This is a genomic window from Alsobacter ponti, assembly GCF_024294805.1.
In the GTDB taxonomy this organism is placed as follows: Bacteria; Pseudomonadota; Alphaproteobacteria; order Rhizobiales; family Beijerinckiaceae; genus Alsobacter; species Alsobacter ponti.
This window is the reverse complement of the sequence record NZ_JANCLU010000027.1, coordinates 39964-51947: the sequence shown is the minus strand read 5'-3', so window position 1 is coordinate 51947 and position 11984 is coordinate 39964. Positions and strand designations below refer to the sequence as shown.

13 protein-coding genes are annotated in these 11984 nt (G+C 71.2%); 7 read left to right on the top strand and 6 right to left on the bottom strand.

What is annotated here, in order from left to right; all coding sequences use genetic code 11:
• Positions 1–239: 239 nt before the first annotated feature.
• Positions 240–1535 carry a UDP-N-acetylglucosamine 1-carboxyvinyltransferase gene (murA, locus tag NK718_RS20005; protein ID WP_254745993.1) on the top strand — a complete coding sequence of 432 codons (1296 nt, stop codon included), beginning with the start codon at positions 240–242 and terminating at the stop codon, positions 1533–1535.
• An 18-nt stretch (positions 1536–1553) separates the two neighbouring features.
• On the opposite strand, the gene NK718_RS20000 is transcribed toward murA, so the two are convergent.
• On the bottom strand, positions 1554–1853 hold the full coding sequence (locus tag NK718_RS20000) for a hypothetical protein (protein ID WP_254745991.1): 300 nt from the start codon (positions 1851–1853) through the stop codon (positions 1554–1556).
• A gap of 188 nt (positions 1854–2041) precedes the next feature.
• On the opposite strand from NK718_RS20000, the gene NK718_RS19995 reads away from it, so the two are divergent.
• From NK718_RS19995 to NK718_RS19970, 6 genes are all read left to right on the top strand, one after another.
• A complete protein-coding gene (locus tag NK718_RS19995) occupies positions 2042–2467 on the top strand; it encodes a DUF2948 family protein (protein WP_254745989.1) in 426 nt (141 codons plus the stop codon).
• A gap of 42 nt (positions 2468–2509) precedes the next feature.
• On the top strand, positions 2510–3805 hold the full coding sequence (hisD, locus tag NK718_RS19990) for a histidinol dehydrogenase (protein ID WP_254745987.1): 1296 nt from the start codon (positions 2510–2512) through the stop codon (positions 3803–3805).
• A 5-nt stretch (positions 3806–3810) separates the two neighbouring features.
• Entirely contained in the window at positions 3811–4320 is a 510-nt protein-coding gene (locus NK718_RS19985; RefSeq protein ID WP_254745985.1) for a UPF0262 family protein, read from the top strand.
• A 1-nt stretch (position 4321) separates the two neighbouring features.
• A complete protein-coding gene (locus NK718_RS19980) occupies positions 4322–4783 on the top strand; it encodes an arsenate-mycothiol transferase ArsC (protein ID WP_254745983.1) in 462 nt (153 codons plus the stop codon).
• Positions 4784–4902: 119 nt separating this feature from the next.
• On the top strand, positions 4903–6534 hold the full coding sequence (locus NK718_RS19975) for an alpha-D-glucose phosphate-specific phosphoglucomutase (RefSeq protein ID WP_254745981.1): 1632 nt from the start codon (positions 4903–4905) through the stop codon (positions 6532–6534).
• Between the two features lie 103 nt (positions 6535–6637).
• On the top strand, positions 6638–8341 hold the full coding sequence (locus NK718_RS19970; RefSeq protein WP_254745979.1) for a Na/Pi cotransporter family protein: 1704 nt from the start codon (positions 6638–6640) through the stop codon (positions 8339–8341).
• 3 nt (positions 8342–8344) lie between these two features.
• Here NK718_RS19970 and NK718_RS19965 read toward each other — a convergent pair whose 3' ends face one another.
• Genes NK718_RS19965 through NK718_RS19945 form a run of 5 tightly spaced genes read right to left on the bottom strand, consistent with a single transcriptional unit; the run spans position 8345 to position 11915 of the window.
• The gene (locus tag NK718_RS19965; protein ID WP_254745977.1) at positions 8345–8662 is read right to left on the bottom strand and encodes an AzlD family protein; all 318 of its coding nucleotides are present in this window, start codon (positions 8660–8662) and stop codon (positions 8345–8347) included.
• Entirely contained in the window at positions 8659–9384 is a 726-nt protein-coding gene (locus NK718_RS19960) for an AzlC family ABC transporter permease (RefSeq protein ID WP_254745975.1), read from the bottom strand. The genes NK718_RS19965 and NK718_RS19960 overlap by 4 nt, the downstream gene beginning before the upstream one ends.
• On the bottom strand, positions 9381–10067 hold the full coding sequence (locus NK718_RS19955) for a TerC family protein (protein WP_254745973.1): 687 nt from the start codon (positions 10065–10067) through the stop codon (positions 9381–9383). Before NK718_RS19955 ends, NK718_RS19960 begins: the two co-directional genes overlap by 4 nt.
• Positions 10068–10120: 53 nt before the next feature.
• Entirely contained in the window at positions 10121–10804 is a 684-nt protein-coding gene (locus NK718_RS19950; protein WP_371877330.1) for a TerC family protein, read from the bottom strand.
• A gap of 34 nt (positions 10805–10838) precedes the next feature.
• Positions 10839–11915 (bottom strand): tartrate dehydrogenase, encoded by a 1077-nt coding sequence (locus NK718_RS19945; protein WP_254745969.1) that lies wholly within the window; start codon positions 11913–11915, stop codon positions 10839–10841.
• Positions 11916–11984 lie beyond the last annotated feature (69 nt).

Genomic DNA, 11984 nt, shown 5'->3' with positions numbered 1-11984 from the left:
GGAGTGCGTGACGCTCCCTCGAACCGGCCACCGCCCCCCACCCGCATCGGCCACGCTGCAGACGCCCCTTCCTCGGGAGAGGACGAGAGCCATATAGGCATAAATTCCTTCGCATGTCAAGCGCGAAATTGCGTCGAGCCGACGGCGGTGACGAATCGGCCATAATCGGGCCATAGCTGCGCCGCATGGCTGCCGGCGGCGGCGCTCGGGCTGGCGCGCCTGATCGAACGGGGACACGCATGGATCGCATCCGCATCGTCGGCGGCCACAGGCTGAACGGTTCAATTTCCATCTCGGGCGCGAAGAACGCGGCGCTGCCCCTGATGATCGCCAGCCTGCTGACGCCGGAGACCGTGGTGCTGGAAAACACGCCGCGGCTGTCGGACGTGCGGCTGCTCATGCGCATCCTCGGCAACCATGGCGTCGACGCCTCCATCGACGGCAAGCGCGTCGGCCAGACGCAGGAGACCGGAGAAACGATCCGGCTCTCCGCCGCCAACATCGTCGACACCACCGCGCCCTACGAGCTGGTGTCGCGCATGCGCGCCAGCTTCTGGGTGATCGCGCCGCTGCTGGCCCGCATGGGCGAGGCGAGGGTGTCGCTGCCCGGCGGCTGCGCCATCGGAACGCGGCCGGTCGACCTGCTGATCATGGCGCTGGAGCGGCTGGGCGCGACCATCGACATCGACGGCGGCTACGCCGTCGCCCGCGCCAAGAACGGGCTGCGTGGTGGCGACATCGTCTTCCCCAAGGTCACGGTGGGCGGCACCCACACGGCGCTGATGGCGGCGGTGATGGCGCGCGGAACGACGGTGATCGACAACGCGGCGCGCGAGCCGGAAGTGGTCGATCTCGCCGATTGCCTCGGCAAGATGGGCGCGAAGATCGAGGGCGCGGGCACGTCCCGCATCGTCGTGGAGGGCGTCACGTCGCTCGGCGGCGCGCGCCACGCGGTGCTGCCGGACCGCATCGAGACGGGCACCTACGCCATGGCCGCCGCCATGACGGGCGGCGACGTGACGCTGCTCGACACCCGCGCCGACCTGCTAAGCGCGGCGCTCGACGTGCTGATGCGCGCCGGCGCGGAGGTGACGTCGACGCACAATTCGATCCGCATCCGGCGCGGCGACGGCCCGATCGCGCCCGTCGACGTGACGACCGAGCCCTATCCGGGATTCCCGACCGACCTCCAGGCCCAGTTCATGGCGCTGATGACGCGAGCGAGGGGCGTGTCGCACATCCGCGAGACGATCTTCGAAAACCGCTTCATGCACGTGCAGGAGCTGGCCCGCCTCGGCGCGCATATCCGGCTCGACGGCGACCTCGCCGTGGTGGAGGGCGCGCCGGCGCTGAAGGGCGCGCCGGTGATGGCGACCGATCTGCGCGCCTCGGTGTCGCTGGTCATCGCCGGCCTCGCCGCCGAGGGCGAGACCACGGTCCACCGCGTCTACCATCTCGACCGGGGCTTCGAGGCGCTGGAGAAGAAGCTGGCGCGCTGCGGGGCCGAGGTCGAGCGCATTTCGGGCGAGGGCTGAGCCCCTGCCCGCCTGGGCTCAGCGCACGCCGCCGCGCTTATTGCCGAAGCCGGGGATGTAGCAGGTGCAGGACGAGCCGACCGGCCGGGCCCGGCCCATCGCGCAGCTGCCGCGCGAGGTGATGCACATGCGGCCGTAATAGCCGGACCGGTAGTAGGGCGATTGGCCATAGTAAGGCCCGGGCCGGTAGACGCCGCCATAGGGCGGCGGCGGCGGGCGGTAGGGATCGTAATACTGCGCCTCGGCGGCGCCGGACATCAACAGCGCCCCCGCCAGCGTCGCGATGAGGGCGGTCGCGGATCTCGGGCTCGGTCGCATGCTGTTCTCCGGGTCGGCTGCGAATCTCTGTCTGAAAACGAGTGTAGCCGGGTTCCGTTGCCTTAGGCGAACGCGCTTGCGCGCCCGCGCCCGAAATGAGAATTCCCCTTTTGCGCGTCCTGTTCTACAGGATCAGCGGCGGGACGCGCCCGCCACGGCCGCCGAACGCCACGGGAGACCGATCGCGCATGGACACGCTGAAGCTCGCCGCCCTCGACCGGGACGACCTGGCCGTCGTCTCCGCGCATCTCCAGGACGCCGTGCTCAAGGTCGCGGACATGGCGTGGCTGCCGCGCGAGAAGCGCTTCGCCTTCGTCGCCAACCGCTTCGACTGGGAGTCGGCCGCTTCCGGGGCCAATCGCCGCCGGCGCACCGGCGTGCGCTTCGACCGGGTGAAGCGCGCCCAGTTCTCCAGGCTGAGGCCGGACGACAAGGAGGCCGTGCTGAACCTGCTCGCCGTCACCTTCGAGGAGACTGACCCTCCGTCGGGGTTCGTGACGCTGGTGTTCTCCGGCGGCGCGGCGGTGCGCCTGGAGCTCGAATGCCTCGAATGCGAGATGCGGGACCTCGGCCCCGTCTGGGAGACCGCCAGCCAGCCCCGCCACACCGACTGACCCCGACCTTCCGCCGGCCCGCCACAGACCAGGACGCCCTCCATGCCCATGCGGCTCGACGCCAGCTCCGCCAGCTTCGCGCGCGACTTCCAGACGCTCCTCGCCATGAAGCGGGAGGTGTCGGAGGACGTCGACGCGGCGGTCAAGGCGATCATCGAGGACGTGGTCGCGCGCGGCGACGCGGCGCTGATCGACTACACGCGCCGCTTCGACCGGCTGGAGCTGACGCCGGCGACGCTGCGGGTCACCGAGGCCGAGGTCGACGCCGCGCTGGCGCAGTGCGACCCCGACGCGGTCGCCGCGCTGCGGCTGGCGCGCGAGCGCATCGAGGCGTACCACGCCCGCCAGAAGCCCGCAGACGAGCGCTTCGTCGACGCGCTGGGCGTCGAGCTGGGCCATCGCTGGACGGCGGTGGAGGCCGCCGGGCTCTACGTGCCGGGCGGCACGGCGAGCTATCCCTCCTCGGTGCTGATGAACGCCGTGCCGGCGCGGGTCGCCGGCGTGCCACGCATCGTCATGGCCGTGCCCTCGCCGGGCGGCGAGCTGAACCCGCTGGTGCTGGCGGCGGCCCGCATCGCCGGCGTCTCGGAGATTTACCGCGTCGGCGGCGCGCAGGCGATCGCCGCGCTCGCCTACGGCACGGCCACCATCGCGCCGGTCGCCAAGATCGTCGGCCCGGGCAATGCCTACGTGGCGGCGGCCAAGCGGCGCGTCTTCGGGCAGGTCGGCATCGACATGATCGCGGGGCCCTCCGAGGTGGTGGTGATCGCCGACGACCACGCCAATCCCGACTGGATCGCCGCCGACCTGCTCGCCCAGGCGGAGCACGACACGGCGGCGCAGTCGATCCTCGTCACCGACAGCCCCGCCCTGGCCGACGCCGTCGAGGCCGCCGTCGCGCGCCGCCTCACCACGCTGCCGCGCGCCGACATCGCGGCGGCGAGCTGGCGCGACTATGGGGCGGTGATCGTCCTGCCGGACCTCGCGTCGTGCGCGCCGCTCGTCGACCGGCTCGCCCCCGAGCACCTGGAGATCGAGACGCGCGACCCCGAGGCGCTGGCCGCCGGCATCCGCAACGCGGGCTCGATCTTCCTCGGCGCGCACACGCCGGAGGCGATCGGCGACTACGTCGCCGGGCCGAACCACGTGCTGCCCACGGCGCGCTCGGCGCGTTTCTCCTCGGGGCTCGGCGTTCTCGACTTCATGAAGCGCAGCTCGATCCTGAAATGCGGGCCGGAGGCGCTGAGGGCGCTGGGGCCGGCGGCGATCGCGCTCGGCCGCGCGGAGGGGCTGGAGGCGCACGCCCGCTCCGTGGCGGTGCGACTCAACCTGGGATAAGCGGCATGGCGCAGCACGATCCGGGCAAGCAAAAGGACGCGGCCGGATCGCGCCGCCGGCTCGTCGCCGTCACCCTCGACGACGTGTCGATCGGGCGCGGCGGCCCCGAGCAGGAGCACGAGCGCGCCGTCGCGATCTACGACCTCCTGGAAAGCAACGATTTCCGCCCCGCCAACGATTCCGAAGGCCCCTACGCCCTGCACATCTCGCTGGTCTCGGGCAAGCTCTCGCTGGAGGTGCGCGGCGAGCAGGGCGAGGCGATCGCCACGCACATCCTCTCGCTGGCCCCGTTCCGGGGTGTGCTGCGCGACTATTTCATGGTGTGCGAGAGCTATTACGCGGCCATCCGCACCGCCAGCGCGGCGCAGATCGAGGCCATCGACATGGGCCGTCGCGGCCTGCATAACGAGGCGGCCGAGCTGCTGCGCCAGCGCCTCGCCGGCAAGATCGAGGTGGATTTCGACACCGCCAGACGGCTCTTCACGCTGATCATGGCCCTGCACTGGAAGGGCTGAGATGAGCGGGACCGGGCAGGAGGCGACGCGCGGAGGGCGGGTCGGCGCGGTGCTCTTCGCCTGCGCGCTCAACGCCGTGCGCTCGCCGATGGCCGAGGCCATCGCCCGCCACTATTTCGGCCGCTCCGTCTACGTGCAGTCCGCCGGCGTCCGCAAGGGCGAGCTCGACCCCTTCATGGTCGCGGTGCTCGACGAGATCGGCATCGATGCCTCCCGACACAAGCCGCGCACCATCGACGAGCTCGAGGAGTGGGAGGGCATGAACTTCGACCTCATCGTCACGCTCAGCCCCGAGGCGCACCACCGCGCGCTGGAGCTGACGCGCACCAACGCGCTCGAGGTGGAGTACTGGCCGACTCCGGACGCGACGCTGGCGCACGGCACGCGCGAGCAGGTGCTCGACGCCTACCGCGCCGTGCGCGACGGGCTGGTGGAGCGCATCAAGGCGCGCCTGCGGACCTGACGACGGAACGAAGCCGGCGCCGCGCCGGTTCACGCCCCGGCGGCTTGCGCGCCCGCCATCCGCGCGCCACAAAGCGGGCGCGATACGGCCCCGTGCGACACACGACCCGAGGGAAGACGATGCCCATCCAGCGCCTTGCCACCACCCCGTTCCCCGACCAGCGCCCCGGCACGTCCGGCCTGCGCAAGACGGTGCCGGTGTTCCAGACGGCTTGCTACGTCGAGAACTTCGTGCAGTCGATCCTCGACTGCATCGAGGGGCGCGAGGGCGCGACGCTCGTGCTGGGCGGCGACGGACGCTACTTCAATCGCGAGGTGGTGCAGATCGTGCTGCGCATGGCCGCCGCCAACGGGGTGGGGCGCGTCGTCGTGGGGCGCGACGGCCTGCTCTCGACGCCGGCCGCCTCCAACCTCATCCGCACGCGCAAGGCCATCGGCGGCATCATCCTCTCGGCCTCGCACAACCCGGGGGGCCCGCACGGCGATTTCGGCATCAAGTTCAACGCCTCCAACGGCGGTCCGGCCCCCGAGCCCGTGACCGAAGCAATCTTCCGGCGCGCCAGCGCCATCACCGAGTACAGGACGCTCGACACGCCCGACCTTGACCTCGGCCGCGAGGGCGAGACGTTGCTGGAGGGCATGCGGGTCGAGATCGTCGACCCGGTGACAGCCTACGCCGCGATGATGGAGCGCATCGTCGATTTCGATCGCATCCGAGCCATGGTCGCCGGCGGGTTCCGCATGCGCTTCGACGCGCTGAGCGCGATCACCGGCCCCTACGCCGCGGAAATCCTGGAGCGGCGGCTGGGCATGCCCGCGGGCACGGTGGTCAACGGCACGCCGTTGCCCGACTTTGGCGGCCACCACCCGGATCCGAACCCCGTTCATGCGCGCGAGCTGATGGAGCTGATGACCGGCCCGGACGCGCCGGACTTCGGCGCCGCCTCGGACGGCGACGGCGACCGCAACATGATCGTCGGCCGCGGCCTGTTCGTGACGCCGAGCGACAGCCTGGCCGTGCTCGCCGCCCACGCCCACGTCGCTCCGGGCTACCGGGGCGGGCTGGCGGGCGTGGCGCGCTCGATGCCGACCAGCCGCGCCGTCGACCGCGTCGCCGCCCGGCTCGGACTGCCGTGCTACGAGACGCCGACCGGCTGGAAGTTCTTCGGCAACCTGCTCGACGCCGGCCGCATCACGCTGTGCGGCGAGGAGAGCGCCGGCACCGGCTCCAACCACATCCGCGAGAAGGACGGGCTGTGGGCGGTGCTGCTGTGGCTGGACATCATCGCCGCGCTCGGCAAGCCGGCCGACCGCATCGTGCGCGACCACTGGCGCGAGTATGGCCGCGACTACTACGCCCGGCACGACTACGAGGGCGTCGAGACGGAGGCGGCCGACCGGCTGATGACGGAGCTGCGCGCCGCCCTGCCGGGGCTCGTCGGCAAACGATTCGGCGGGCTCACGGTGCGCGAGGCCGACGATTTCGCCTATTCCGACCCGGTCGACGGCAGCGTCACGCCGCGCCAGGGCGTGCGCGTCCTGTTCGCCGAGGACGCCCGCGTGGTGTTCCGCCTGTCTGGAACCGGCACCTCGGGCGCGACGTTGCGCGTTTATCTGGAACGCTACGAGCCGGCCGACGGACGCCACGACCTGCCGACCGCCGACGCATTGGCCGAGGTGGCGGCGGCGGCGGACGCCATCGCCGGCATAAGGCGCCATACCGGACGGGACGAGCCTTCGGTCGTGACCTGAGCAGCTTGCGTCGCCTGGGCGCAAACGGGAACAATCTTAACCGACCACTGTCATCAATCGGGGGCATGTCGCGGGGCGAAACCCGCAGGGAGTCGACGCGGCCTTGGTCCATTCCGGCGCGACGGTGCTGACCGTCACACTCATCGGCAGCGTGGCGCTCCTCATCTGGGGCGTCCGGCAGGTCAGGCTCGGCGTGACCCGCGCCTTCGGGGCGGAGCTGCGGCGGCTGCTGGCCGCCGCCAGCGCGAACCGCCTCATGGCGTTCACGGCCGGCGGCTTCATCAGCGGCCTGATGCAATCCTCCACCGCCACGGCGCTCCTGCTCGGCGCGCTCGCGGGGCGCGACCTGCTGACCCTGCCCGTGGCGCTGGTGATGATGCTGGGGGCCGACGTCGGCTCGACCCTCGCCGCCCAGCTCTTCGCCTTCGACATCAAGTGGATCTGGGCGCTGCTGATCGCCGCCGGCGTCTTCGTCGCGCAGTCGACCGAGGCGGACAAGCCGCGCGGCCTGGCGCGCATCGCCATCGGGCTCGGCGTCATGCTGCTCGCCCTGAAGGAGATCGGCGACGCCGCCGCCGCGCTGCGCGGCTCGGAGGTCTTCCGCATCGTGCTCGGCGGTCTGGAGGGCGAGCCGCTGATGGGCGTCGCCATCATGGCGATCGTCACCTGGCTCAGCCATTCCAGCCTCGCGATGGTGCTGTTCATCATGTCGCTGGTCGCCTCCGGCGCCATCGGCGCGCCGCTGGCGCTGGCCTTCGTGCTGGGGGCGAACATCGGCGGGGCCTTCGCGCCGCTGGTGTCGCTGTCGGGTTCGCCGCCGGCCGCGCGGCGCGTGCCGCTCGGCAACCTGTTGATGCGCTTCGCGGTGGCGCTGCCGCTGCTCGCCGTGCTCGGCCCGCTGGAGCAGCTCGTGAGCGAGTGGGCGTTCTTCTCGCCCGGACGCCTCGTGGTGGTCGCGCACACCGCGTTCAACGTGCTGGTGGCGCTGCTCTTCTTGCCGTTCACCGGCCTCGTCGCCCGGCTGTGCGAGCGTATGATCCCCGATGCGCCGGCGGACGGCAGCGCGCCGCGCCACCTCGATCCCAACCTGCTCGGCTCCCCCTCGGAGGCGCTGGCCTGCGCCATGCGCGAGGCGCTGGAGATGGGCAACCAGGTCGCCGCCATGCTGCGGCGCGTGCTCGACGCGCTGGAATCGTCGGACCTGCGCGTCGCCCGCGACATCGAGCGCATGGACGACCGCGTCGACACCCAGTTCGAGGCGATCAAGCTCTATCTCGTGCAGATCACGCGCGCCGAGATGCGCGACGACGAGAGCCGGCGCGCCGTCGAGATCCTGTCCTTCACGACCAATCTCGAACATATCGGCGACATCATTGACAAGAACCTGATGGAGCTGGTCGGCAAGAAGGTGCGCAAGGGCATGGCCTTCTCGCCCGAGGGGCAGGAGGAGCTTCGCCGCTTCCACGCGCTGGTGCTCGACACCATGGCGCTGGCGCTCAACGCCTTCGCCAGCCGCGACCCGCAGCTCGCCCGCCGGCTCGTCGAGGACAAGGTGACGATCCGCACCGCCGAGCGCGAGACGCTGGAGCGCCACTACGCGAGACTGCGCGCGGGGCGCGTCGAGTCGATGGAGAGCAGCGCCGTCCATCTCGACTTCATCCGCGACCTCAAGCGCATCCACGGCCACCTCGCGGCGACCGCCTACCCGATCCTCGAAGCCATCGGCGAACTGGGCGAGTCGCGCCTGCGCCAGCGCGACGACGAGGGCGCCGCCGAACCGCTCAACCCGCGCCCGGCGGCCCGCTGAGCCTCACAGCCCGAAAGCGCGCGCCCCCGAGGCGACGGCGAGCCCGACGAAAAGGGCGATCAGCTCGTTGCGCCGCACCAGCATCGCCGCCATCGCCGCCGCCAGCGCCAGCACGGCCGGCAGCCCCGCCTTCACGCAAAGCGGCAGCACGACGGCGACGACGATGGAGCCCGGCAGGGCGGCGAGGCCGTCGCGGACCGGCTGGGTGAGCGGCACGTGGGCCATCAGCCAGACGCCGAGGACGCGGCACAGATAGGTCGCCGCCGTCATGCCGAGAATGGCGGCGAACGCGCCGGGCGAGACCGAGAACGCTTCGCTCATCGCCGCGCCGCCATGCCGATCGCCGCTCCAGCCAGCGCGCCCGCGAGCGGGCCGGCTACCATGAAGGCGTAGCCCGGCACGGCGTACCACGTCGCCACCGAGACGAGGCCGGCTACGGACCAGGCGATGGTGTCGCGCCGCCCCTTCCACAGCGGCACGATCATGGCGCTGAAGAAGATCGGCAGGACGAGATCGACGCCGAAGCGCTTGGGATCGTCCATCAGCCCGCCGAGCAGCGCCCCGGGCAGGGTGAAGGCGAGCCACGCCACCCACAGCACGAGGCCCGAGCCGAGCAGGACGCCGAAATCGTCGCCGCCGCGGTCGCGGTAGCGTTCGGTGATCACCCAGTTGGCGTCCGTGAGCAGGAACAGCGTCGGCCACTTCGCCGCGCCCGGCACCTCGCGCAGCCAGGGCTGCAGCGACGCGCCCTGCAGGATCATGCGGGCGTTGACGGTGAAGGTGACGACGGCGATAGCCAGCAGGGCCGCGAAGGTCCAGGTGTCGGTCCACAGCTCCAGCCCGACGAGCTGGGACGCGCCGGCGAACACGAGGGCGCTCGACAGCGCGGCCTCGGCCACCGTCATGCCCTTCTGCTGGGCCGCCGCGCCGAAGGCGGCGGCGAACACGCAGATGCCTGGCAGCACCGGCGCGACGAGGCGCGCGCCCTCGCGCACGCCCGCCAGCGTCACGCGCCGCGCGGTCTCGGAAGGCTCCTTCGTCATGCGCCCTCCGTCGCGGCGCGACGGCGCAGCAGCAGTCCGGCGGCGACGACCAGCGCCGCGCCGGCTCCCGCCAGCGCGTACTCGACCTCGCCCAGGGCCTCCTCGCCGAAGCGGGCGACCAGCCAGGGGTCGGTGTCCAGCATCTCGCCGGCGACCCAGCCGAGCAGCGCCGCGCCCGCCCACACCAGCAGCGGGAAGCGGCCGAGCAGCGCCATGATGAGCGTCGCCCCCGCGACGATCAGCGGGATCGAGATCACCAGCCCCAGCACCAGCAGGACGGTGTTGTTCTTGGCCACGGCGGCAATCGCCAGCACGTTGTCGAGGCTCATCACCATGTCGGCGACGGCGATGGTCCACACCGCGCCCATCAGCTTGTCGCTCGCCTTCACCCGGTCCTCGTCGCCGTCCTCCTCCTCGACGAGCAGCTTCACGGCGATCCACAGCAGCAGCAGGCTGCCGGCGATGCGCAGGAACGGCGTCTCCAGGAGTTGCACGACGATCAGCGTGAACACGACGCGCATCAGCACCGCCACGCCGGAGCCGAGCACCAGGCCGAGCCGGCGCTGGCGCAGCGGCAAGCCCCGGCAGGCCAGCGCGATCACCACCGCGTTGTCGCCGGAGAGCAGGACGTTGATCCAGATGACCTCGAGGACCGCGATGAGGCCGTGCAGGCTGAAATCCATGGCCAGTGGGTTATCCCCTTGCCCCTGTGTTGGCAACCGGCGCGGGGCGCGGGTCAGCCGCGCCGCGCGGTCCGCGCGGCCGCCTTGCGCAGGGCGAACGCGATCAGCACCACCAGCACCGCGCCGAGCAGGGCGACGGGCTTGTCCCAGGCGTCCGCCGAGGGGCCCAGCGCCTGCTTCACCCAGGGGTCGGTGACGATCATCTCGCCGCCGATCCAGCCCAGCAGCGCCGCGCCGCCCCACACGAAGATGGGGAAACGGGAGATCAGCGCCATCAACAGGGTCGAGCCCATGACGATGAGCGGGATGGAGACCAGCAGGCCGAAGATGAAGAGCGCGACATTGCCGTCGGCCGCCGCGGCGATGGCCACCACGTTGTCGAGGCTCATCACCGCGTCGGCGATGACGATGGTGCGCACCGCCTGCCAGAGCGTCTCGCTCTCGCTGACATGCGCCTCCTCCTCCTCGCCGGTGATGAGCTTGACGGCGATCCAGAACAGCAACAGGCCGCCCGCCGCGCCGAGGAACGGCACGCCGAGCAGCCAGGTGATGACGAGCGCGAACAGGATGCGCAGCGCCACGGCGGCCCCGGAGCCCAGCACGATGCCCATGCGCCGCTTGCGCGGCGGCAGCGAGCGGCACGCCAGCGCGATGACCACGGCGTTGTCGCCCGACAGCAGCAGGTCGATCCAGATGATCTGGAGGACGGAAACCAGGGTCTGGGCGTTGAACTCGATCATGCGGGGTCCGTTCGCTCGCGGGGGAGGGCGGTCAGCCCAGGGCTTCGACGACGGCCTTGCCGCATTCCACCGTGTTGGCGCGCCCGCCGAGGTCGCGCGTGCGCAGCTTCTCCTGCGCCAGCACGCGCTCGATGGCGGCCTCGATGCCGCGCGCGGCGTCGTGCTCGCCGAGATGGTCCAGCATCATCGCCGCCGACCAGATCTGCGCGATCGGGTTGGCGACGCCCTGCCCGGCGATGTCCGGCGCCGAGCCGTGAACCGGCTCGAACAGCGAGGGGAAGGTCCGCTCCGGATTGATGTTGCCCGAGGGCGCGATGCCGATGGTGCCGGTGCAGGCGGGGCCGAGGTCGGACAGGATGTCGCCGAACAGATTGGAGGCCACCACCACGTCGAACCAGTCCGGATGCAGCACGAAATGGGCGGTGAGGATGTCGATGTGGAACTTGTCGACGTTCACGTCCGGGAAGGCGGCCGCCATCGCCTCCACCCGCTCGTCCCAGTAGGGCATGGTGATGGAGATGCCGTTCGACTTGGTGGCCGAGGTCAGGTGCTTCTTCGGCCGCCTGTTCGCGAGGTCGAAGGCGAAGCGCAGGATGCGGTCGACGCCGACGCGCGTCATCACCGTTTCCTGCATCACCACCTCGCGCTCGGTGCCGGGGAAGATGCGGCCGCCGATGGAGGAATATTCGCCCTCGGTGTTCTCGCGCACGACGAAGAAATCGATGTCGCCCGGCTTGCGGCCTGCGAGCGGGCAGGGCACGCCGGGCATCAGCCGCACCGGGCGCAAATTGACGTACTGGTCGAACTCGCGGCGGAACTGGATCAGCGAGCCCCACAGCGAGACGTGGTCCGGGATCTTGGCCGGCCAGCCCACGGCGCCGAAGAAGATGGCGTCGTGCGAGCCGATTCGCTCCTTCCAGTCCTCCGGCATCATGCGCCCGTGGCGGGCGTAATAGTCGTAGGAGGCGAAATCGAAGCTGTCCTGCTGGAGGGTGAAGCCCCAGCGCTTCGCCGCGGCTTCCAGCACGCGCAGGCCTTCCGGCACGACTTCCTTGCCGATGCCGTCGCCGGCGATGACCGCGACGCGGTGGACCCTGTTGCTCGTCATGCGTGTCTCTTCCCAAAGGCGCCGACGATCGGGGCGACGCCCCGCCGCCCGCCGGCTTGACTTGCAGTT

Excerpts from the sequence above, each read along its gene's own strand:
- hisD (WP_254745987.1), top strand. The coding sequence starts at position 2,510 with ATGCCCATGCGGCTCGACGCCAGCTCCGCCAGCTTCGCGCGCGACTTC.
- NK718_RS19980 (WP_254745983.1), top strand. The coding sequence starts at position 4,322 with ATGAGCGGGACCGGGCAGGAGGCGACGCGCGGAGGGCGGGTCGGCGCG.
- NK718_RS20000 (WP_254745991.1), bottom strand. The coding sequence starts at position 1,853 with ATGCGACCGAGCCCGAGATCCGCGACCGCCCTCATCGCGACGCTGGCG.
- NK718_RS19995 (WP_254745989.1), top strand. The coding sequence starts at position 2,042 with ATGGACACGCTGAAGCTCGCCGCCCTCGACCGGGACGACCTGGCCGTC.
- NK718_RS19975 (WP_254745981.1), top strand. The coding sequence starts at position 4,903 with ATGCCCATCCAGCGCCTTGCCACCACCCCGTTCCCCGACCAGCGCCCC.
- NK718_RS19955 (WP_254745973.1), bottom strand. The coding sequence starts at position 10,067 with ATGGATTTCAGCCTGCACGGCCTCATCGCGGTCCTCGAGGTCATCTGG.
- murA (WP_254745993.1), top strand. The coding sequence starts at position 240 with ATGGATCGCATCCGCATCGTCGGCGGCCACAGGCTGAACGGTTCAATT.
- NK718_RS19985 (WP_254745985.1), top strand. The coding sequence starts at position 3,811 with ATGGCGCAGCACGATCCGGGCAAGCAAAAGGACGCGGCCGGATCGCGC.
- NK718_RS19965 (WP_254745977.1), bottom strand. The coding sequence starts at position 8,662 with ATGAGCGAAGCGTTCTCGGTCTCGCCCGGCGCGTTCGCCGCCATTCTC.
- NK718_RS19945 (WP_254745969.1), bottom strand. The coding sequence starts at position 11,915 with ATGACGAGCAACAGGGTCCACCGCGTCGCGGTCATCGCCGGCGACGGC.
- NK718_RS19960 (WP_254745975.1), bottom strand. The coding sequence starts at position 9,384 with ATGACGAAGGAGCCTTCCGAGACCGCGCGGCGCGTGACGCTGGCGGGC.